Annotated in this window: 25 protein-coding genes and 3 riboswitches; of the genes, 7 read left to right on the top strand and 18 right to left on the bottom strand. The window is 42.1% G+C overall.

All coding sequences use genetic code 11. The features are described 5' to 3' along the window. The first annotated feature begins 231 nt into the window (after positions 1-231). The 3 genes from AC3WTL_RS19740 to AC3WTL_RS19730 are packed head-to-tail and all read left to right on the top strand — an operon-like array spanning position 232 to position 2685. Positions 232-939, top strand: a complete 708-nt coding sequence (locus tag AC3WTL_RS19740) for a polysaccharide deacetylase family protein (protein WP_492369920.1) — start codon at positions 232-234, stop codon at positions 937-939. Continuing rightward, on the top strand, positions 936-1523 hold the full coding sequence (locus tag AC3WTL_RS19735) for a DedA family protein (RefSeq protein WP_197212545.1): 588 nt from the start codon (positions 936-938) through the stop codon (positions 1521-1523). The genes AC3WTL_RS19740 and AC3WTL_RS19735 overlap by 4 nt, the downstream gene beginning before the upstream one ends. 16 nt (positions 1524-1539) lie before the next feature. Beyond that, on the top strand, positions 1540-2685 hold the full coding sequence (locus AC3WTL_RS19730; protein ID WP_197249267.1) for an MGDG synthase family glycosyltransferase: 1146 nt from the start codon (positions 1540-1542) through the stop codon (positions 2683-2685). A gap of 57 nt (positions 2686-2742) precedes the next feature. Here AC3WTL_RS19730 and AC3WTL_RS19725 read toward each other — a convergent pair whose 3' ends face one another. Both AC3WTL_RS19725 and AC3WTL_RS19720 read right to left on the bottom strand, forming a co-directional pair. Continuing rightward, the gene (locus AC3WTL_RS19725) at positions 2743-3579 is read right to left on the bottom strand and encodes a DUF6843 domain-containing protein (protein ID WP_197249266.1); all 837 of its coding nucleotides are present in this window, start codon (positions 3577-3579) and stop codon (positions 2743-2745) included. A gap of 123 nt (positions 3580-3702) precedes the next feature. Beyond that, complete coding sequence (locus AC3WTL_RS19720; RefSeq protein WP_197249265.1) at positions 3703-4536, bottom strand: TIM barrel protein; 834 nt, start codon at positions 4534-4536, stop codon at positions 3703-3705. Positions 4537-4639: 103 nt separating this feature from the next. On the opposite strand from AC3WTL_RS19720, the gene AC3WTL_RS19715 reads away from it, so the two are divergent. Further along, positions 4640-5347, top strand: a complete 708-nt coding sequence (locus tag AC3WTL_RS19715; RefSeq protein WP_492369919.1) for a DUF1287 domain-containing protein — start codon at positions 4640-4642, stop codon at positions 5345-5347. A gap of 121 nt (positions 5348-5468) precedes the next feature. On the opposite strand, the gene tenA is transcribed toward AC3WTL_RS19715, so the two are convergent. From tenA to AC3WTL_RS19695, 4 genes are all read right to left on the bottom strand, one after another. Further along, entirely contained in the window at positions 5469-6158 is a 690-nt protein-coding gene (gene tenA / locus AC3WTL_RS19710; RefSeq protein ID WP_197212551.1) for a thiaminase II, read from the bottom strand. Positions 6159-6218: 60 nt separating this feature from the next. Then, a riboswitch (TPP riboswitch) is annotated at positions 6219-6320 on the bottom strand. Positions 6321-6481: 161 nt separating this feature from the next. Beyond that, complete coding sequence (gene thiW / locus AC3WTL_RS19705) at positions 6482-6970, bottom strand: energy coupling factor transporter S component ThiW (protein WP_492369918.1); 489 nt, start codon at positions 6968-6970, stop codon at positions 6482-6484. Between the two features lie 114 nt (positions 6971-7084). Then, positions 7085-7200: riboswitch (TPP riboswitch) on the bottom strand. A gap of 69 nt (positions 7201-7269) precedes the next feature. Then, entirely contained in the window at positions 7270-7653 is a 384-nt protein-coding gene (locus tag AC3WTL_RS19700; RefSeq protein WP_197212553.1) for a DUF302 domain-containing protein, read from the bottom strand. A gap of 104 nt (positions 7654-7757) precedes the next feature. Beyond that, on the bottom strand, positions 7758-8867 hold the full coding sequence (locus tag AC3WTL_RS19695; RefSeq protein ID WP_197249291.1) for an alpha-hydroxy-acid oxidizing protein: 1110 nt from the start codon (positions 8865-8867) through the stop codon (positions 7758-7760). 437 nt (positions 8868-9304) lie between these two features. Here AC3WTL_RS19695 and AC3WTL_RS19690 point away from each other — a divergent pair, with 437 nt between their 5' ends. Then, entirely contained in the window at positions 9305-9676 is a 372-nt protein-coding gene (locus tag AC3WTL_RS19690; RefSeq protein ID WP_197249261.1) for a PaaI family thioesterase, read from the top strand. Positions 9677-9733: 57 nt separating this feature from the next. On the opposite strand, the gene AC3WTL_RS19685 is transcribed toward AC3WTL_RS19690, so the two are convergent. Beyond that, positions 9734-10582, bottom strand: coding sequence for a TVP38/TMEM64 family protein (locus AC3WTL_RS19685; protein WP_492369917.1), 849 nt, complete (start codon positions 10580-10582; stop codon positions 9734-9736). A 131-nt stretch (positions 10583-10713) separates the two neighbouring features. Continuing rightward, positions 10714-10851 (bottom strand): hypothetical protein, encoded by a 138-nt coding sequence (locus AC3WTL_RS19680; protein ID WP_163144854.1) that lies wholly within the window; start codon positions 10849-10851, stop codon positions 10714-10716. A 142-nt stretch (positions 10852-10993) separates the two neighbouring features. On the opposite strand from AC3WTL_RS19680, the gene AC3WTL_RS19675 reads away from it, so the two are divergent. Further along, positions 10994-11542 (top strand): GNAT family N-acetyltransferase, encoded by a 549-nt coding sequence (locus tag AC3WTL_RS19675; protein WP_197249259.1) that lies wholly within the window; start codon positions 10994-10996, stop codon positions 11540-11542. Positions 11543-11592: 50 nt separating this feature from the next. Here AC3WTL_RS19675 and AC3WTL_RS19670 read toward each other — a convergent pair whose 3' ends face one another. The 5 genes from AC3WTL_RS19670 to phoD all read right to left on the bottom strand — a co-directional run bounded on the left by AC3WTL_RS19670 (position 11593) and on the right by phoD (position 15980). Continuing rightward, a complete protein-coding gene (locus AC3WTL_RS19670; protein ID WP_197249258.1) occupies positions 11593-12375 on the bottom strand; it encodes a TerC family protein in 783 nt (260 codons plus the stop codon). A 14-nt stretch (positions 12376-12389) separates the two neighbouring features. Further along, positions 12390-12515, bottom strand: coding sequence for an FbpB family small basic protein (locus AC3WTL_RS19665; protein WP_197249257.1), 126 nt, complete (start codon positions 12513-12515; stop codon positions 12390-12392). A 319-nt stretch (positions 12516-12834) separates the two neighbouring features. Beyond that, entirely contained in the window at positions 12835-13830 is a 996-nt protein-coding gene (locus tag AC3WTL_RS19660) for a hypothetical protein (RefSeq protein WP_492369916.1), read from the bottom strand. 173 nt (positions 13831-14003) lie between these two features. Next, positions 14004-14210: a twin-arginine translocase TatA/TatE family subunit gene (locus AC3WTL_RS19655; RefSeq protein WP_226620198.1), complete on the bottom strand. Its 207-nt coding sequence runs from the start codon at positions 14208-14210 to the stop codon at positions 14004-14006. 15 nt (positions 14211-14225) lie between these two features. Then, the gene (gene phoD, locus AC3WTL_RS19650) at positions 14226-15980 is read right to left on the bottom strand and encodes an alkaline phosphatase PhoD (RefSeq protein WP_197249255.1); all 1755 of its coding nucleotides are present in this window, start codon (positions 15978-15980) and stop codon (positions 14226-14228) included. A 313-nt stretch (positions 15981-16293) separates the two neighbouring features. On the opposite strand from phoD, the gene AC3WTL_RS19645 reads away from it, so the two are divergent. After that, positions 16294-16611, top strand: coding sequence for a hypothetical protein (locus AC3WTL_RS19645; protein WP_095245487.1), 318 nt, complete (start codon positions 16294-16296; stop codon positions 16609-16611). Between the two features lie 231 nt (positions 16612-16842). On the opposite strand, the gene AC3WTL_RS19640 is transcribed toward AC3WTL_RS19645, so the two are convergent. The 5 genes from AC3WTL_RS19640 to AC3WTL_RS19620 form a co-directional block, all read right to left on the bottom strand. Continuing rightward, positions 16843-16968: an FbpB family small basic protein gene (locus AC3WTL_RS19640; RefSeq protein ID WP_197249254.1), complete on the bottom strand. Its 126-nt coding sequence runs from the start codon at positions 16966-16968 to the stop codon at positions 16843-16845. A 67-nt stretch (positions 16969-17035) separates the two neighbouring features. Beyond that, a complete protein-coding gene (purU, locus tag AC3WTL_RS19635; RefSeq protein ID WP_197249253.1) occupies positions 17036-17902 on the bottom strand; it encodes a formyltetrahydrofolate deformylase in 867 nt (288 codons plus the stop codon). Between the two features lie 138 nt (positions 17903-18040). Beyond that, a riboswitch (glycine riboswitch) is annotated at positions 18041-18141 on the bottom strand. 167 nt (positions 18142-18308) lie between these two features. Next, positions 18309-19496: an MFS transporter gene (locus AC3WTL_RS19630; RefSeq protein ID WP_492369915.1), complete on the bottom strand. Its 1188-nt coding sequence runs from the start codon at positions 19494-19496 to the stop codon at positions 18309-18311. A gap of 134 nt (positions 19497-19630) precedes the next feature. Beyond that, on the bottom strand, positions 19631-20269 hold the full coding sequence (locus tag AC3WTL_RS19625) for a glycosyltransferase (protein ID WP_197249251.1): 639 nt from the start codon (positions 20267-20269) through the stop codon (positions 19631-19633). Positions 20270-20456: 187 nt separating this feature from the next. After that, positions 20457-21821, bottom strand: coding sequence for an aspartate kinase (locus AC3WTL_RS19620; protein ID WP_252220655.1), 1365 nt, complete (start codon positions 21819-21821; stop codon positions 20457-20459). Positions 21822-22125: the final 304 nt, after the last annotated feature.

Genomic DNA, 22125 nt, shown 5'->3' with positions numbered 1-22125 from the left:
TCAGCCTGTTTTATTCTTTCAATCAAACGTTTGATTGAATTGTACCGGTTATCCTCTTTAATATTCATCATCTCCATTGACTTCCTTCAATTTTTTTATATGATAAAACCATCTCACCTTAAATCATGAATGGAATAATTTCCTTACATTCACACTGAACATTAAGGTTATCCTCACTATTAAAAGGGAATGAAAATAAGTGATTCACCCGCTGGAAAGGATCTTGTTTGCATGATTTATTTTATTACCGCCGCACTGATTATATTTATTAGTTACGCAGTTCTGCCCACTGTGCTCATACGATCTCTGAATTGGGGAATTGTAAAAGGTATAACGGAACCAAATTCCATTGCTTTAACCTTTGATGATGGCCCTGATCCCCAGTATACTGCGAGACTTCTGGATGTCTTAAAAAAGCATGAAGCAAAGGCAGCCTTTTTTGTTGTCGGAGAAAAAGCAGCCCAGCACCCATTGCTGCTTAAAAGAATGCAGGAGGAAGGGCATACAATTGGCATCCATCATTACCGGCATATCTCAAGCTGGATCCTTTCACCGGGATCATTAAAAAAACAGCTGGAGCAAACAAAACAAATTATTGAAGAAACAATTAATGAAGACGTCTATTTCTACCGTCCGCCATGGGGCCACTTCAATTTATTCACACTTTGGATCGCAAGGAATTATAAGATTATTATGTGGTCGGGGATTTTCAAAGATTGGAAGATCAAGCATATAAGGAACACCCTTTCCGAGTCGCTGGCAAAAGAAACCGTGCCTGGCCGTATTTTTCTTCTCCACGACAGCGGTGAAACTCTTGGCGCCGACTCCAGTGCACCTGAACATATGATTAGCCATCTGGAAGAGTATTTGCAGCAGGCAGCACTAAAAGGAATACGGTTTATTTCTTTAAAAGAAGAATATCAGGGGCATCGGACATGAGTACTGAAACAATTATAGAATTTATTTCGTCATACGGGTATTGGATCATCTTTTTATTTTTATTTTTCGGGATTGTTGGCATTCCCGCTCCGGAAGAATCGCTACTATTCCTGATTGGCGTGCTAATTGGAAATCACAGATTAAGCTTTGCCGAATCTGCTGTTTGCGCTGAAGCAGGTGTGCTGCTCGGAATGCTTTCAGCCTATTGGATCGGTAAAAAAGCAGGTACTCCCTTTCTTAGAAAATATGGAAGATATATTGGCATCACGGAAAAAAGATGGAATACCGCACAGAAAAAATACATGGAAAACCACCGTTTTATGATATTTGCCGGTTTCTATATGCCGGGAATACGTCAGATTAACCCTTACCTTGCCGGCATTTCACAAGTTCCTTTTCATCAGTATCTTCTATATTCTGCGGCAGGCTCCTTAAGCTGGGTGCTCCCTATAATTGCTGCGGGATACTTTGCAGGAAGCTTTTTTGATATTAATCCTGAATACGTGCCATACCTCGGGGTTTTATTATTAGCTGTATTCGTAATCTACATGCTCTTTAAGTATGCCAAAAACAAACTCAAGTGACAGAAAGGAGGTTATTATGAAAGTTCTCCTGCTCCCATTATTTCAATTCCCCACGGGGCACTCAAAAGTTGCAAAAACACTTCAGGACCATATTATAAGCCAATATCCTGATGCGGAAATCAAAATAATCGATTTTCTTTCCTATTGCAGTGATAAGCTCGAAAAGCTGGTCTCAGGCATATATTTAAAAGGATTCCTGGGGGCCCCTTTCCTTTACAGGGCCTTATATTACACCATTATGTATAAACAGCATCCCTTTAAATTGCAGCCTGATTTACAGGTTCTATCCTATTATTTTGAAAGAAAAATGCAGAAGTTCCTTGATGAAGAAAATCCTGATTTAATATTTTGCACTCATTCTTTTCCATCCGGGATCATCAGTTCACTAAAGCAAAAGGGACGATACCGGGACATTACTGCGGTGAATGTTTACACGGATTTTTTTATAAATGATATATGGGGAAAACGGGGAATTGACTTTCATTTCGTTCCTCATAATGAGGCAAAGGAAAAACTTATTAAAAAACACCATATTCCGGATGATCATATTTTTGTTACGGGCATTCCGGTTCATTCTGCCTATCACCTCCCGGTTCCATTTAAGAAAGATGACCGGATACGCCATATCCTGGTTGCAGGAGGAAACAGCGGCTTGGTAAACTGTAACTTTATCGAATCTATACAAAAGGTTCGGCATATTCGGTTTCTGATCCTTTGCGGAAATAATGAGGAATTGTATAGCTCACTCAAAGCACTTGATTCAAAGCAAATCGAGCCCATTGGATATATTGATAACCCAAATGAAATGAACCAGCTGTATAATAAAGCGGATGCTATTTTGACCAAACCAGGCGGAGTTACAATTAGTGAAGCACTGCAAAAGAAACTTCCGATTCTGGTCCATACCTCACTTCCGGGACAAGAGGAAATCAATTTGGACTATTTGCTTGAAAAAAATTTGGTGACTGTCATTTACGACAGGCAAATTACTGAACAGCTTAAAAACGAAGAAGCTATACTTAGTCTAAGAAAACACATTGATTCTTATCTGGAAAAAATCACTTGCCCATTGGACTATGCCATCTTCATTTCAATTAAAAGCACTGGCAGAAGAACGCCGGACACTGTTCATTCCTTGAGAGCCGTTCCAACTATCAAGTAAACCCTCAGGTCATTAAAATATATAAACAGCCTGGAATCTCCAGGCTGTCTTACATTTTCAATCAAACGTTTGATTGATCAATCCTTCTTCATAAAGAATATCCTCAATACCTGGGCCATTGCCCTGATCAGCTATGTCTTCCTCACAGCCAATTGAAAAATAGGTATACGAATAGTCATATCCATCTCCCTGTACACCGCCTGCTCCGCCATGTGAAATACAGCTGTCCGGTATAGGTTCACGCTTTCCCTTGTTATCCACATAATAGTACAAGTCTTCAATATACCCTTCGCTCTGGGGTAAAGAGGTAATGGCATATCCCCTGTCATTCACCCGAAATACATCATACTCCCCTTCTGTCTCAGGCGCAGGAGCATTCTCTATTTCATGAACAATCCTCACCTGACCAGCATACCCTTTTGGAATCAAATAAAGGTCATGCGTTTTTTCTTCCAGATCTGCCTGCTGCAGCATCCAAAAGAACCCTGCCGGCAGCAGGCAAGCGATGAGAAAACCGGCTGTATTTAAGGTAATTCTCCTCCCTCCTGGCATCTCACGGTCCCACTTTCGCCACTCGTCAACTAAAAAGAAAAGAACCGCTGCAATTACTGCATAATAAGCAAACCCTTCCATAATAAAATAAGTCACAGCAGCTAAAAAGGTGTGAAAAAATGCAGATGCCGGGAATCGCCATACTGCCAAATTTCTGGTTAGAAACTCTGAAAGCAATGAAACCGGAATGCCGTATATAACATTTCCGAATAAACAGTACAAAAAAACCACGATCAGGAAAAAAGAAAACAGTTCCCCTTCTGAAAAGAAAAAGAGAAGCCAAAATCCAAAGGTAAAAAGAATGGAAGCCTGCAGGGCCGTTTTTATTTTTAATCCCAGCATTGAAATAAACTCCCTCCCCTTATATTGTGATTAATTTCACATATATACTAGCATACAAACAAGGCAATTTCCCATACTCCCTATATAAATTTACGCAGAAGGAATGTGGGGAGGCCTGCTCCCCTACCTGACAGACCCGGCCTCAATGACTTCTCTTGCCCACTGAATTCCTTCTTCTGCCATTTTTTCCGAAGGGTTCGTGTGTGGTGTATATTCCATGACAAAAAACACATCCTCACATTCCTTTGCCAGAAAATCCATCAGTTTCTTTATTTTATGATGACGGCCATCATTCTCATGAGATGGATGCACAGGGACCCAGATATATTTATCGTCCTGGTATTCAACATTATGTAAATGAACAACTCTCACAAACTCAGCCCATTTTCCTGCATAATTTATGGCCTTGTCGTCCGTGGCTAATATATAATCCCCGATATCAATACAGAGGCTGAGGCCATATTTCTTCCATGTCTCTACTGGAAAACTGTCAAGATAATCGATTCCTGCCGGCGATTGCCTGAATCCTAATTTTGGTTCACACACGATCATAATCTCATATTTTTTCTGAAGAGCACTGAGTTTCTTGAGTCCCTCCTCAATAATCTCTGCCGGATTCCCACTTGCTTCCTTTTTAAAATAAGGAAAGTGCACCAATATGTATTCAGCACCAAGCCGGGACATCCTTTCCACTTCCGCCTCAAACTGGATCCAGGCTTCCTCTGGATTCATACTGACCTTTTCCAGAAGATCGTATTTGCTTTGTCCCCGGAAAAGAGGCGAATGAAGACCAAAGCTTTTGTTTGTTTTGCCCAGCAATTTAATAAAGCATTGAAAGGATTCCTCATCTTGAAATTCCCCTATCTCAATATGCGGCAAATGACGTTTAAAAAGTTTATGAAACAGCTTGCTGTCTGACAAAATGACGCTTCCTGATACCCCTATTTTATGAACCATTATATCCCCTCTCTTATGAATGGTTATAACAATCTTATCATACCTTCATGTAACTTATTGGGAAATAATACCGTCTATTCAGTAAAATAGGTGAGGTGTACTTATGGTTAAAAAGGTATTTACTTCAATAATTGGAGTACTGTTATTTTTCATTCTTTTTTTTCGGGGTGGAATCATTCTGGATTCCATCGGCATTCATTTCGGAAATCCTTTTGCAAAGAAACTGGAGGTGCCCTCTGATTACTCACAGGCCGATTCAAATCAAAACGGCATTGCTGATCCGCTTGATATGGTCCAGACAGCCAGAAAAGAAGTGGAACAGCGCACGCCATATAAAAGTGCCTACTATGCGGGAGGCTATCCGCCCGATGGCGAGGGTGTCTGTACAGACGTGATTTGGAGAGGTTTCCAGGAGGCTGATGTAACCATAAAGGATCTTATTGATCAGGATATCGCCGAAAATACGGACTTGTATTCAAGAGTCCATGGCAAGCCTGATCCGAACATTGATTTCAGAAGGGTACCAAACCAGAATATCTTTTTTAGCCGGTTCGCAAAGTCATTAACAACAGAACTGATTCCAGGAGATGTTAAGAACCTTCAGCAATGGCAGCCGGGTGATATTGTGGTTTTCCTTTCTCCTAAATTCGACCATGTGGCTTTCATATCTGACAAACGGACTAAAGATGGCATTCCATACGTAATACATAACTCCACCCCATTTGCAGCAGAAGTAAAACTATCTTCTTTTAAGACTCCCATTACCGCTCACTACAGATGGGATTTTGAAAAAACGCCTGCACTGCCATAAAGCAGATGCAGGCGTTTTTCTTATTAAATAAGAAAGTATAAAATTTTGAACTTCGATAACTCTCTAGCGCAAGCAGCCTGCACATCGAGGTGTCGAGGGTGAGCGAGTCGCTTACGCTTTTCTATCTGACTGCTGCCGGATTGCCCGCCGGCCACTCTTCGCAGGTATAAGCCATCTCCCAGAAACCAAGCTCCAGCTGGCAGCTTTTTCGGAAAGCATCCTTCATTCGCTGCCTTTCTTCCGGTGATGCCGCTTCAGCAAGTTCATCCAAACGGTTTCTCATATTCATGGTCACAGCTTCGACTCTAAGGTTTGCATAAAAAGAAATCCACGGATAAAACGGATGGTTCTCATCTGGCTCATATTGCTTCATGAGCTCAAGCCCAATTTCCCAATAAGTCCATGGGCAAGGCAATAATGCAGCGAGTATTTCACCCATGCCGCCTGTATGGGCATGATACATCATATGCTTTACATAATGATCGGCTGTCGGCGGAAGCGGATATCCCTGCAATGCTTCGTAATCCACCCCAATCTGCTGGCAAAAATTATGGTGGGGGTGTACTTCGCTGTTCAATACAAATTCTATTTGCTGGTTAAAGTATGCAATATCCTTACGTTCAGCTGACTTTGAAATCGCAATTCCGTAAATATGCATGAACGCATTCAAATACTCAAAGTCCGCTTTAATGTAATGAGCAAGCGCCTCTTTCGGCACATCCCCTCTCCCGATCCCCTGAACAAATGGATGTTCAAATATCAGCTGAAACAAATCTTCATTTTCCTTGCGCAGAATTTCTGAAAAAGTCATAAAAAATAGCCTCCTTAATTAAATACAGAAGCTGCCGGGGAAAAAGCATGAGGATATATAATGAGGTCCTCACTGCTTCCCTGCGCTGGCATTATCCAGATCAGGTTCCAAGGGACCAAGGAAAAGCTCCTTATCTCAGCCGTAGCGCCCCTAGCAGTTTTCTAACATTTTTAATTGTTTTTTTATCGATTGTCTAACTTGACGTTTTTCGCTCATACATTTTGGATTTCGCCCATAACTCTTGAAAATCGCTCATAAAGTCAGATTGCTATGCTGCTCTCCCTTACTCTGCTAACCAATCTTACTTCTCCAGCCCAAAATCATCACATATTCTGAACCAAATTCTTCTCTTTAACCTTCGCTAACACCAACAAGCCTATCGCCGCACCGGCAATGCTGCTGACCAGAAACGGCGGCACAAAGAAGAATGCACCAGCTTCACTGCCCATGAGAAATTTTGCATACGGAACAGCAAACAATGCTCCGATTATACCGGTGCCCAAAACCTCGCCAGCGGCAGCCCATATTTTCCGGCCGAATTTCAAATAAAGGACACCAGCCAAAAACGCACCGATCATGCCGCCTGGAAACGCAAGCAGCGTCCCGAATCCAAGCATATTACGCAGCAAAGCAATCATAAAAGCAATGGCTGCTGCCGGCAGTGGTCCAAGAGTCACCGCGGCCAATACATTTACCGCATGCTGAACCGGATAGGCCTTGGCTATACCTGCCGGAAACCAGAGCAAATGGGATCCCAGTGTCCCAATCGCCGTAAATAGTGCCATCGTAGTCAACAATCGGGTTCTGTTCATCTAAACCTCCTTTCTAAAAGGGCAGCCTGATTGCTTATCTCGATGAGAAGTATGTATACAAAAAAGCCAGATCCCCACAAAGGACCCGGCTTGGTTTAAGTATATGAATCGACATATTGTCAAATCCTACTTCCCTCCGCTGGCATTAACCAGATCAGGTCCATAAGAGTCGGAAAGCTATAAGCGCTTTCCTCTCAGCCCGCACATTCGGGGCACCCCTAGTAGTTACATAGATATTTAATTTGATAAGCTATTTCAAGCTTAACAAATTATTCCGGCACTGTCATCAAACTTTTAACTTATATACTTCTCTTGATGCACTGGATTAAGCGCTCTTCAATTTCTGCTGCGAAGCTTTGAACAGATTCGTCATTGATTAGCTCAATCATACTTGTCGGCTTAGGCATCCCAATTTTCGTTTTGCCCTTGTCTTCATAGACGACAATTTTACAAGGCAGGAAGTAGCCGGCCATTTTATTCTGTGTTAAAACGCGATGTGCTTCATTCGGATTACATACCTCTAACACATGGAATGCCTCGTTATATTCCAAGCCTTTTTCCTGCAGCTTCTCCTGAACATTAAACTGCCATAGAACTCCGAACTTTTCGTCCTTCAGACTTCCTTCCAGTGAGGATATCGCTTCTTCAATTGATTTTTCGGTTTCAGCTGTGTAATCGAACATAACTGCATCTCCTTTAGTAATGGCATATTAATAATGTACCCCTATAGGTATACTATTAAACACAGTCTCAACTGTCAACAACCCAGAATTTTTTTAAGAAGGTTTTATCGAATTAACCGCAGACCAGCAATATCCTTTAAATTCCCCACCCCCGCAAGAGACAGAGACACTTTTGTTTCTTCTATAAAGTTGGCAAGCACTTTTTCAACTCCTTCCTGCCCGCCAATGGCCAAGCCGTACACATACGGCCGCCCCAGACAAACGGCGTCAGCTCCCAGTGCCAGAGCTTTAACCACATCTGAGCCTCGGCGAATGCCGCTGTCAAACAATACTGGAATCCTTCCTTTAACTTCCTTCGCAATCGGTTCAAGCGCATCAATCGCCGCAATCACTCCATCAAGCTGTCTGCCGCCATGGTTGGAGACAATGATACCGTCTATCCCTCTTTCAACGGCCAGCCTGGCATCCTCAGGGTGGAGAATGCCCTTTAATAAAATGGGCAGGCTGGTTTTCTCTTTTAATCTGGCAATATGTTCCCAGCTTAATGTTGGATGATGAATATTATCAAGGATTCCCTGTACGACATCACCGTCCTGGAGAGAAGCCATAAAGAAGGGATCGCTTTCATAGTTTGCTTTACCATAGCCAAGCTTTAACGGGGAAAAATTGTTTCTTAAATCGGCTTCCCTCCATCCCATCATCACCGTATCAACCGTTAACACAATTGCCTCATACCCCGCTTCTTCCGCACGGCGAACCATACTGAAAGATGCTTCTTCATAATTGGACCAATATAATTGGAACCATTTTGGACTCGAGCCTGTTGCCTTTGCGATTTCTTCAATGGAATAACTGGATACTGTGCTCTGGATAAAAGGAACTCCAAACGAAGCTGCTGCCCGTGCAGACGCCAGCTCTCCCTCATTATGTTCAAGCCGCTGCATCCCAATTGGTGCCAGGAAAACCGGGTAAGGATATGTTTTTCCACATAATTTCACACTTATATCAGGCACTGAAACATCTCTCAGCATCCTCGGTACTATTGAGTATTTTGCAAAGGATTCGATATTCTTTTTCAGCGTTTCTTCCCCGCCGGCTCCTGATTGAACATAGCCAAATCCACCTGCTCCCATTACTTTCTCTGCTTCTTCTTCCAGTTCCTTAAATGAAATAGGAAAGTTTTCTGCGAAACTAATATTCTCTACTTTTGCCATCATCCAGCCCGCCTTTTTTTGAATTTATTGAAAATAATATCACTTTTTTAGATTTTAAGAAACTATGTAACAATTTTGGAGCCTTTTCTCTGCAAATTAGCAGGGATTTCACAAAAAATCGGGAATAACCATGTTAACTTAAGGCTCTTTTCGTAAAAATAGTTTTTTCGCCTATCAATGTTGTCCGTTGATTTTCGCTCCAGGATGCTCAGCGAACAGCGGGGCGGGCGGTGAGCCTCCTCAACACTGCGCGTCTGGGGGGTCTCACCTGTCACGCTACTCCCGCAAGTTTCCATTGAGTAAACACCGCACGAAGAAAATGCGAATGCATTTTCGAGGATCTCGCACCTTTCGCTCCAATCAACTCAGCAAATTAAATATATAAAGCAACAAACTTTGCGAAAACAGCCTAACTTAAAGAAATTGGAGTGTAGCAAATGCTAATCAAACAGCCTTTTGATGAATTTCTGAAATTACATTACGAAAGAATCAGTGAGAGCAAAATGAAAGTCACTTTGCCCATCCAGCCGCTCTTTATTAACAGCGCGGGACTGGTGCATGGAGGGATCATTTCCACTCTTGCGGATGTAGCAATGGGGAATATTTTCGAGCCGGATGAAAATCAGAAGCAGTCCGTGGTGACCGCTGACTTGAAGGTCAGTTTCTTAAAGGGGGCGACAGGGGAATATCTAGTTGCCGATGCTCACCTTGTGAAAAGAGGACGGACACTCAGCCACACAGATTGCCTGATTTATAACGATCAGAATCAGGTTGTTGCCAAAGCATCGGGAATTTTTGCATCTATTTAGAGTGATTAATCCTATCGTTGCCTGAGTAGTTTCGCTGACAGCGATAGGAGGAACCATTTAAAGCTTACGGAAAATCCTAATAGCTTCTTTTCTTCTTTTATAAAAGTGAAAAACACTGTAAAATACTCCTATCACCATTGAAACAACCAGTAAAAACTGTAAGCCAGATAAAGATAGTGCATTGGCGAATGAAAGAGAGTAAGCCAGGAGCAAGGAAGTTGCTATTTTGGATACGGACGCAATTCCCAGGAACTTCTTAAATGAAACACCACCCATTCCTGCTCCAACACAAATGATCTCATCCGGCAATATCGGAATAACAAACAGCAGTACTAGTATGGTGTTTTCATTTCTCTCCATGTATTTTTGGTATTTGTCCAGATGCCGCGCCTTTATAAACCTCGATACAAGCTTTAATCCCCCTATCCTTGCAGTCCAGAACATAACAATAATCCCCAAAAGTGTACCTGTGAATCCAAGAAAGGCAGCGGCAGCAGGACCGAAAACGGCACTTCCTGCAGGCAGTGTGACGGCTTCAGGAAGCGGCAAAAGGATGGGCTGTAAAAAGCAAATCAGGAAAAAGATGAGCTTTCCCTCCGCTTCATATTCCCTCAGTATACTCTCTAGCCCATAGGCATCAGTCATAACGAGTATTTTTGTTACATAAAAGGCAATAAAAACGATTAACAGCAGACTGAACATATAAATCAGTGCCAGTCTGCTGTATTTCAATCGGGATAACCTGCCTGCTGAAATAAAGTAAACATCCATCACTAATATAGCAGCCATACCTGTAATAAAAACCCATTTGTAAGCAGGCAAAAGTGTCGGAAAAAAATTAAACAACATAGAAAGTGATATTAAAATGATAAGACCATGCAAACTAACTTCAAATTTTTCATTCATACATTTTCCCCTTCTTGCTTTTCTTACCTATAGTTTAAAAAGAAATACAAGAAGGATTAAGCTCCCTCAGCATTAAAATAATCTAAGGCCAGAGGCTTAGATTTAAAAAAGCAGGGATTATCCTGCTTTTTCTAATACTCTATCTCATCATAATCCTTAGGCTGCGGAACCGGCTGATCCCCTTTATATTTTCCAAACTCATTGACAAGCTCCCTTTCTTCTTTTGGGCCCTGTGTCTGTTTCTTATTTTGCTCATCTTTTCTAGACAATTTATTTGCTCCTTTCTTATGGTTCTTTAAATTAATATGTACTCATTACTTTTATTTCACGCATAGCTTAGAAGGATTTTTCCTGAACTCTGTAAAATAGATAAAAAAAGCACAATTAGATGATAAATATAAGGAGATTCCCATGGTAATATTAGAACCTTTTACAGAAGAAGACTTCGATTTGCTCATCAGCTGGATCAGCACACCGGAATTAATGATTCAGTGGAGCGGTGCTCATTTCGAATTCCCGCTTGATCATGTGCAGCTTGCTAAGTATATACGCTCTGCGAATCTGGATACCAGCTCGGATTATATATTCAAAGTTATGGCAAACGATGAAATTGTCGGTCATATTTCCCTAGGCAGAGTAGACCGTGTCAACGAAACTGCGAGGATTGGCAAAGTTTTCATCTGCCCTGCAGCACGGGGGAAAGGGTATGCTTCAGAAATGATTCATCAAATCCTGAACTTAGCCTTCCAGGAGCTGAAATTAAATAGAGTCAGTCTCGGGGTTTTCGATTTTAATCTGCCTGCTATTAAGATTTACGAACAGGCAGGTTTCCAAAAAGAAGGGCTTCTCAGGCAGACCAATAAAGTTAAAAATGATTATTGGAGCTTAATAGAAATGAGCATCCTGAAAGAAGAATGGCAAGCTGGCTCCGGGCTCATGGGTATTCAATCAAACGTTTGATTGAAAGTGCTCATTAAAAAAACAGGGCGGATAACCTCCGCCCTGCTTGATCAGCTTGCTTTTTCCTCTGCTGGCACTTCCTGTACTTCCTTGGAAAGAAACCATCCAGCTAATGCTATTCCAATTAAGACTACGTAGAAAGTAGCTTTCCATTCCGTCGACTTGGCAAATCCTTCAGGCAGGATCGCCAGCGCCGGATGGGACATTGTGTAGACAGCCAGTTTGACACCAACCCAGCCGACAATACCAAATGCTGCAACCTCAAGTCCAGGTCTCCTGTGAAGCAGATCCACAAATAAGTTAGCAGCAAAACGCATAATGATCAATCCGATCATACCGCCTGCAAAGATGACAAAGAACTTTCCGCCGTCAAGTCCGCCTACATGGCCAAGTCCTGAATCCGGAAGAGCCACAGCCAGGGCGACTGCTGCCAGAATAGAGTCTACAGCGAAAGCAATATCAGCAAGCTCTACTTTAAAAACCGTAAGCCAAAAGCCTGATTGCTTTTTTGATTTTGTAATCTCTGCTTCTGCCTCGCCTTTTTTCACAAGAAACTTTCTTAATATATGATTGGCCGCGATGAACAGAAGATACAGTGCTCCGATCGCTTGAACCTGCCATACGTCAACTAAATAAGAAATTGCAAATAACGATCCAAAGCGGAAAACAAACGCTCCAGCCAACCCGTAGAATAAAGCCTTCTTCCTCTGCTCCTCCGGAAGATGCTTTACCATAATCGCCAGCACCAGCGCGTTATCAGCAGCCAATAAACCCTCCAGCGCCACAAGCAGCAGCAGCACCCATCCGTACTCAAGTATTAATGATAATTCCATCTAAACACCCTCCCTTATTTAACCTTTGTGTATTTTTCGTCTAAACGCTTTTCAATTTTAGCCAGCAACTCTTGATCTCTCAGCATCTCTTCCTTGTTTTTCTTAATTAATTCTGCAAATGATACTTTAGCTTTTTTCATCCTGAACTCCTTTCCTTTGTTTTTTAAGTATTGAAAGCTTCGCACTGTTTCCCTGCAGTTATGTCGATTGAGGATTTCCATTGCCAAGCTATATCAGGCAATAAAAAAACCTCTACCAGCAAGCGGTAAAGGTTTTAAAAAACAAAAAGACCTTTACCCGAAACAGGCAAAGGTCTTGCTAACAACGTTAAGGTTGCCAACAAAGCCGGGAGCTCTTAACTCCGAAATGACGACTCTGCTGTAAAAGCTACTCCCCTTTAGGAGAAACTATTCAACTATTTAAATTAAGCATATTCTATTTTATTCAAAATGTCAATGCTTATGCAAATCGGTAATAAATTAAAGTGAATGTCGAAAGGACGAAAATAAAGTTCAGGAATACAAACACAAATTGATCCGCCTTAGTTTTGTGCAGCTTGATCGGCGGGTTATAGAAAGACACCCCTTCAATGATGAAAATAATCAGCACAATATGGATCATAAAATGCCCGATCACTTCTGTCATGCCAAACAGCATTGTGGTAGTGATGAAAATAACTGTCACGACGAAGCCAACTACACGGTTAAGAATCCCTACTACAAGAAGGTAACCGACCACAAATTCAATGAATGCAGCTATAACAACGAATGCAGCAGGTGCAAATCCGAATGTAGGGACTCCATGATTGGCCACAATATCCAGTGACATGCTTGGATATACCCATTTTTCGACAGCCACCCAGCATAAAGATAAACCTGTGCCCAAATATAAGAATGGAAATCCAACCTTCTCGAGCTTCGTGCTGCCGACCATCAGGACTCCAATAATGGCAACATAATATCCATAATCAAGCATATGGAAAATGCCATTCTGCATGGTAACGTACACAAACAGCCCCAGTAAAATAACGGCCCCGGCCTTTGTTGAAATATGATGAGGAATTAGCAGAAAGCCAATCGCAGCCCACGTTAATATCATAGCAATCGTGCTGGTTAAATGAAATTCAGGCGCAAACAATGTTCCGTTCGTTACCTGGATTATTAACGCCGCAGCAGTTCCATACTTCAGGATATATCTGCTGTATTTGCGGAATCCTGAGAGCCAGTCATCAAGCTTTTTGACTTTAGCCCATTGTGAAGTCTTTGGGATAATCAATGTCAATAGCGCAAGGACAATCGCAGCAGCCAGGGCCAGTCCCATGAATAAAGGTGATATTATATTTTCAATGGTTTCCTTTTGAGGCGCCACATTCGTGAACCATTTCACATGAGCGCTTGTAAAAAAAGGCGTCATGACTAAGCCTATTATTAATAATAACTGAAATATTTTTTTCATGGTTTGTTATGCCTCCTTGGTGGCATTTAAAATTATTTAAACAATATTAGTACAGTATTAATATAATATACTTCTTGTTGTTATGGATTATTCAAAAATGAACATTATGTGAAATTATTCACATATTAATACACATAAAAATACAGGCTAATTTGCGCCTGTATTTTTATTCCCTACTTTTCTCTTTTCAGAGCTGAAAGTGCCGGCTTTTTCTCTTCTTTCATTCCCTCATCTGACACTAAGTCTTTTGCCGCGCTTTTAAACTCAGTTAATGTCCGCCCAAACGCCCTCCCAATTTCGGGAAGCTTTGATGGCCCAAATATGATCAAGGCAATGACAAGAACAAGAATTAAGCCTGGAATGCCAATGTTAGAAATCATCTTCTCACCGTCCTATTAATGTAATACCTTTTCGCGCTTTTTCTTAAGCTGCTTTTCATGTGCCCGGTTATGGGCACGATGACGGTCTTCCTCAACCTCGGCAGATATTCGAACTCCCTGAGGGACAGCAGAAGCCGAAACCTGCTTCAATCCAGCCTGATCTTTTTCAAAAACAAATGATGCTCTTGTTGAAATATCCGCTCCTGGCTCTGTTACGAATGGAAGAACCCGATAATCCGCACGCCATTGCTCTGGTGTTACCCGGCAGCGGACATAGCCTCTATAATTATTAAAAAACTTAATATGCGGATTCTCTGCAAGCGTCTTTTCCGTATCTGCTCTCACATCTGATCCGTTCCCTCCTGATGTGATAGAGGTTCCGACAAATTCGGCCCCAATCAGCTTTGCATTTGGATCATCATAGTCTGTTAGAATATTGGAAGCCCAGCTTGCATGAACATCTCCAGTCAGGACGATCAGATTTTCGATATTGTTTGAAGCTGCGAAATCAGCCAGGCGCTCCCTGGCAGCGGGATATCCATCCCATGCATCCATGCTGAACTTCGGCGAAGCACTTGTCCCGAAGTTCCTCTGGGCAAAAAACACCTGCTGTGCAAGCACATTCCAATGAGCATTGGAGGTACTAAGATTGCTTTCAACCCACTGTTCCTGCTCCTTGCCAAGGAGAGTCCGGGCTGGATCAAGCGACTCCGGTGTATGCGGCTTGCTGCCATCACCATTTGCCTGGTCATCCCGATATTGCCGGGAATCAAGCACAAGGAATGACGCCAGGCTGCCATAGCTGAACTCCCTATACAACTGCATACCATCACCATTTGGCATGGAAGATAACCGGAGTGGCATGTGCTCATAGTATGCCTGATAAGCTGCTGCCCTGCGTCTAATAAATGCTTCAGCCGACTGACCTTTTTCCGGAATCCCTCCTGCATAGTTATTTTCCACTTCGTGGTCATCCCAAGTGACCACCCAAGGGAAAGCAGCATGAGCTTCTCTAAGATGCTGATCAGATTTATACTGAGCATGTCGATTCCGATAATCTTCTAGAGAGATAATTTCCGGTCCGCTATGATGGCGGACATTTCCTGTTGGTGAAATATATTCATTTGGTCCATATTCATATATGTAGTCGCCAAGGTGAATGACAAAATCCAAATTTTCCTTTGCCATATGCTGATAGGCTGTAAAAAATCCATGTTCATACTGCTGACATGAAGCAAATGCAAATGATAACCCTGATACTTTGGCACCCGCAGGCGGAAGTGTCTTTGTTTTGCCGATTGTGCTAAGCTCATTGCCGCTTTTAAAACGATAATAATAAACAGTGTTTGGCATTAAGCCTTCTGCCTCCACATGCACAGAATGCGCCAATTCCGGCACTGCAATTTCAGTCCCGTGTTTAACAACTTTTTGGAAGTGTTCATCTGCAGCAAGTTCCCATTTGACCGGTACAGCATGATTTGGCATCCCGCCTCCATTAAGTGGATCGGGCGCTAGTCTTGTCCATAAAACCACACTGTCAGAAAGAGGATCTCCTGATGCGACACCGAGCGTAAAAGGGTATTTGCTGAACTTAGGAGCAGCATCAACCTTTAGATTACCCACCCCTAATGATTGCGCCATAGCCAGCGCCAGCGAAAAACCTGCTATTTTCCCTGCGCCAGATAGAAAGCTCCGGCGGTCAATGTCCCTCTTCAGATTTTCTTCATTAAACTTTCTGATTAAATCATCAATCGATCTCTCATTGTTCATTTTCTTCACCTCTTAATTCAATCTGGATTCACATTTGATTATAAGAGGCATTTTTTAAAGCAATATGAAGATGTGTAAAGGAGAATGACAATACCTCTGCCTATTTTATCAGGTCTTTTGTAAGGATTTGGTTATTCTTTCACCTGTAATCTAGACTTGCAGCCAAAAAGCCTTTGTTCCCCTGTATCATTTGTCCCAGCTATTTTTACAATATATACATAGAATATTTACGAATCCTGTCAAAATCTTTTAGTTTACTAATCTATAAATAGTGGTTATGATGATAGTTATAATCTTGAAAAGGGGTGAGGGAATGAGGAAACGCCAGGTAATGCCACTTTTACTGCTGTCTGTGTTTTTATCCTTTCTCATTACCCAATATCCTGGTGTCCATTATAATGACATTCCAATGGACCAAAGCAAAGCGGTAACAGTTTCGGACTTTACCGAGAGCTTCCTATTAAAAGATGATCCCAAAAAGCATATCTTCACGTTGGATATCATCTCTTTATCCATTACAATTCTGACAGTTATCCTTTTTGTATATAGTGCTCTGCACATTGCCCGCAGGAGAAAGATATTTTATACTCCAATTTTCTACGAGGCGAATTATGTCATTCAAGCTCCTTAATTGTCCAACAAAACAATTAAAGGAGGAAGACATAATGTGGATTAGATTTTTAATGATTGGGTTATTTTCATTAACAGCTTCCAGCCTGTTCTTTTATCAGGGTATGGAAATGTATCATGCTTTCACAGATTTCTTTAGACAAAAATAAGAAGTTGGCGCCCAGGGATTCCCTGGGCGTTTTAATTCATAAAAAAACCCGGCCTGCTATATTCCCAGGCCGGGTGTACTTTCTTACTGTGCTTTTGCATATTTATCGTCTATTTTTTTTTCGATCTTCTCAAGCTCACGGCGATCTTTTAAAAGCTCTTCTTTATTAACCTTAATCATTTCAAGCATTGATAATTTTTTCCTTTTCATTTCTGCTCACCTTCTTTCATGATGCTGGTAATCTTCTTGATGCAAGATCTATTTTTGACAGTGCCTCTTAAAAAACAATCGTTTTATTGCCATGCACTATGACTTTGTCTTCTACGTGCCAGGCGACTGCCTGTGCGAGGACCTGCCTCTCCACATGCCTGCCGGCAATTTTGAGATCCTGTGCAGTGTGCCGGTGGTTAACCCGCTGGACATCCTGCTCAATGATCGGCCCTTCATCCAAATCATTTGTTACATAATGGGCAGTTGCCCCAATCAGCTTGACTCCACGGTTAAACGCCCGTGCATAAGGATTGGCTCCCACGAAGGCCGGCAGAAAGCTGTGATGGATATTAATAATCCTGTTTGGATATTTGGAAATAAAGCTCGGTGAAAGAATCTGCATATATCTCGCAAGCACAATGAAATCCGCTTTTCCATCCAGCAGCTCTACTGCCTTTTGCTCAGCTTCCGATTTAGTGTCCGGTGTAATCGGAACATGATGATATGGTATTCCGAAACCTTCTACCACTTCCCTCATGTCAGGATGATTGCTGATCACAAGGGGAATATCCACTTCAAGCTCCTTCGATTTCCAGCGCCACAGCAGCTCGAGCAGACAGTGATCCATTTTAGAAACAAATATGGCCATCCGCTTGCGCTCGCCTTTGCCGCTCAGCTTCCACTCCATAGAGTATTCCTTGGCCATCTCAGGCAGATCCTCTTTCAGTTTTGAAAAGGACTCATCAAAATGATTCATATCGAATTCAATTCGCATGAAGAAGATGCCTGCCAGCGGATCGGTTGTGTGCTGGTCAAAATGCACAATGTTCGCGTTATGCTCCAGCAGAAAGTTAGAGACTGTAGAGATGATGCCCGGTCTCTCTGGACAGGATATCAGCAATGTCGCCCGGTTTGCGTTAATATTTGTATTCATATAGATTCCTCCAACTGCCTTGCCATCCATATAAAAAGGACAGAAAAAAGGCGGCTTCTTTATCCCCCTTCTCTGTCCTTTTACCTGAGAGTTTGACCCCTTTGGTGTCGCAAAGTCCATGCGCGCTCTCCAGAGATGCGTCCGACTGAGGTTCTGTCTACCTGAGAGATTGGCTTCAAGGGTATTTTTGAAGCTTGCTCCTTCGGTGGCTACTGTATGCTCTCTCCCGCAGCCGTCATCCGCTCAATATTTTTGTTATTTTCAGAATAATGTATTTTTTAACTCATGTCAATCGAACTAGGTTTCTTTCACAAAATTGCCACAATTTCAGCCTGGCATTAAAGCTGATTTATTATGTGAAAAAGAAAAGTAAAAAAGCTTGAAGACAACGTCTCCAAGCCTTTCTCTACACAGCTGCCTTTGGTTTTGGCTCCTTTTTCTGCCAGGCAATCGTGATAAACAATGTAACGATCAATAAGGCCAAACCAAGAACAAACGGATAGGTTATCCGTACATCATAAAGTACACCGGCAATCGTTGGCCCCAGAACGTTTCCAATGCTCATATAAGCATTGTTCATTCCCATGGCAAACCCCTGTTCATTACCGGCCATTTTTGAAATTAGCGTGGTCAAAACCGGTCGAAGAATGGAAGTTGCAAGGAAAATGATCAGCGAAATAACGAAGAAAAGTGCATAGCTTCCTGCAAACAGTGAGACAAGGAATCCTGACGCTGCAACAGCCAAAAAGATATTCAATACCTTTCCTTCACCGAATTTATTAACCACACGATCGACTACAAATAATTGAACAATAACACTAATGACTCCTGTCGAAGTCACCATAAGGGCAATTTCCTGCGGAGTAGCAGCAAATTCATTATCAAGGTAGAGCCCAAGAACTGACTCATACGCCATTAGTCCAAAGCTCATCACCAATGTAATGATAAGCGGAATAAAATAAGGCTTCTTAACGGACATGGCCAGTTTCTTGACCATCGGTTCCTCTTCAGGCATCTCTCCCGGCACTGTCTGCAATGTGCTGCTTTCCTCAAGGAGCACAACTGAAAAAATAACAGCCACTAGAGAAACAAGCGCGGAAATCAGAAATGGCATTTTTAGGCCGAAGTCTGCCAAAAATCCGCCAATTCCAGGCCCAACCACAATTCCAAGTGACATTGCAGCTGAAACAAGACCATTCCCTTTTGCACGCTGCTCCATGGTAGTAATATCAGCAATGTAAGCAAAAATAGCTGGAATCAGCAAGGCAGCTCCAATGCCTCCAATGACACGTGAAAAGTAAAGCAGCCAAATGGAATCTACTGCATAAAAGACAAGCATGGATAATGTCAAACCAGCTAACCCGTAAATAATCATCTTTCTGCGTCCGTACTGGTCAGCCCATTTTCCCGCGATAGGAGAAAAAATCAGCTGGGCACCCGCAAAAATGGCAATCATCAGGCCTGCTGCCGTTCCTCCCTGGTTAATGGATTCCAAATAAGCCGGCAAAATCGGAATGATAATCCCAAAGCTTCCGATTGCAATAAACATATTGATCATCAAAATGATCATCTTTTTCTTTTGATCTCCTGACAAAACGGATACCCCTCCTTCTATATGTGAAAAATTTACATTATTTTTTTCGGCACGCTAAATAGCTTATAATGAGACATGCTGCTTTGTCAAAGGAAAAAAAAGAGAAGCCTCAGCAAAGCTGAAGCCTCTTGCAGTTACCCTTTAAATTTGTTTGGGAATTGCTTCACAACCGCATCAGAAATGGCATCTGCCATCATAATGATATGCGATACTCCCTCATCAATCGAAACAATTCTTGCTTCCCAATCCTTAACAAGACTTGCTGTCAGATCATTTGTTACTAATTCCAAATGCTTATAAAGCAGTTTTTTCACATCTTCATTTTTCAGATTTGGATTGGCTCCGCTTAGAAAAGCAGCGATATCATCGGCATTGCGATACCATTCTTTGTTCAGCTGGTTCACCTTTGCACCCTGACCGCTCTTGGCAGCCTCCACGATATCACCCGCAATGACAATATGCTCTTTAAGCAGTTCTGTCAGCTTAGCTCCTGCAGCTTCTCCGTAATATGGCTTAATGGAATTCCCTATGTCCTCCTGATTTTTAAGCAGGCGCGCCAATACCTGCTTCTGATCCTCCGCCCCGGCAGTTGTGGCACTTGTAATATAGTTGCTTGTCCATAATACATGGTCGATCCATAGTCTGCGGAATTCGTTTTCAAACTTAACCTCTGACTGGGTAAGACACGGTTTTTGTGCAGCTGCACTGCCCGGAGCTGCCAGCATATTCAGCGGCATGAGCAGCATTATTCCTATGATCAGTAATTTCTTCATATCCTTTTCTCCTTCCTAATTGAAAAAGTTTCCTTCTTATTTTGATTATCCTAAGATTTTTCATACAAAAAAATAAAGCTCGAGGCTAATGCCCCAAGCTTTTTCAATCAAACGTTTGATTGATTGCATATAAAGCCTATTTACTTTGGCTCTTTTCGTATAAACATATTTACCTTCGCATAAATGATCACACTACTGCCACCGCAGCAAAAAACTCATTATAAAGCGCCTGTACCGCACGTACCTCATCCGCTGCCTGTACGCCAAACATCATGCTCACTTCAGATGAGCCCTGATTGATCATTTCCATATTGACTTTCGCTTTAGCGAGGGCTTTGGAGGCACGGGCCATTGTTCCGATGTTCTGGCGCATCCCTTCTCCAACCACCATAATAAGTGAAAGGCTGTGCTGGATTTTCACTTCATCTGCATGAAGTTCATGCTGTATGCGATTCAGAATTTCTTCCTCCATCCCATCAGTAAATTGGTTTTCCCGCAGAATAATGGAAATGTCATCAATTCCAGAGGGTGTATGCTCATAGCTGAGGCCATTCTCTTCCAAAATGGTCAGCAGCCTCCTCCCAAAGCCGACTTCCCTGTTCATTAAGTATTTGCCGACATAGATGCTGCAGAATCCCTGATCACTGGCAATCCCGATCACAGGTCCGTTCGTGTTATCCCGCTCGTTCACAATCCTGGTGCCGGGAGCAGACGGATTATTCGTATTTTTTATTTGCACAGGAATTCCGGCCCGAAATGCCGGTACAAGCGCTTCATCATGCAGGACAGTAAAGCCTGCATAGGAAAGCTCCCGCATTTCCCGGTATGTCAGCTCTTTGATTTCTTTAGGGCTTTCTACAATAAAGGGATTTACCGAATAGACCGCATCCACATCTGTAAAGTTTTCATATAAATCCGCCTTGGCTGCACCGGCCAAGATGGAGCCTGTCACATCCGATCCGCTTCTTGAAAATGTGAAGACCTGGCCATCCCTGCTATATCCAAAGAAACCCGGAAAGATGATGATCCCGTCCTGCTCCCTTAATGCAAGCAGCTTGTCATATGCTTCAGGAAGCACCTGAGCGTTGCCGGGCTCCGGACTGACAATCAATCCCGCTTCCTTCGGGCTCACATATCTTGCTTCTATTCCCTGCTGCTGAAAATAGGCTGCTACAAGCTTAGCGTTGTTATCTTCACCGCTAGCTTTGATCAAATCCATGAAAACTTCAGGATTAAGCGTATCACTGGAAAGCCTCGTAAAAAGATCCTCCCTGATGATATCTTTAATTTCCGGACCAAGCTCTAATTCATCAGCGATTTGGCCATACCGATCCAATACAGCTTCTGCCAAATCATCTGCTGCTTCCCCCTGAATCCGTTTCTCTGCACATGCGATTAATAAATCAGTAACCTTGTCATCCTCTGAAAATCGCTTTCCAGGAGCAGAGACAACAATGATCTTTCTCTCTGGATCAGCATTTACAATATTGAATACCTTCTCGATTTGCTTTCCGGATGCTAAAGAAGATCCTCCGAACTTCACCACTTTCATCCTGACATCTCCCAATCTCTGAAAATTTAATCTTTATTTTACTCTTATCCTCACAGAAATCAAGAGAAAATTCCACCATATAAACACAAATGTTCTTCATAAAAATACATAAAAATATCCAGATATAATATTATTACTTGATTTCTAGGAATACACCGTTAAATAATATTATTTTAAGAAAATAAAAGAAAACGCTTACAATTAGTATTTATTTTTTGGATTAAATAAAGCCAAAAATAATCAAATTAGTGGTTTTCACTCTTCCGCAAAAGGGTATATGTTAAGGATATTTATATAAAGAATT

The sequence above is a fragment of the Cytobacillus sp. EB106-05-05-XG126 genome (genome assembly GCF_058791715.1).
Note: the sequence above shows the minus strand (reverse complement) of the source record. Positions and strands in the feature narration are given on the sequence as shown.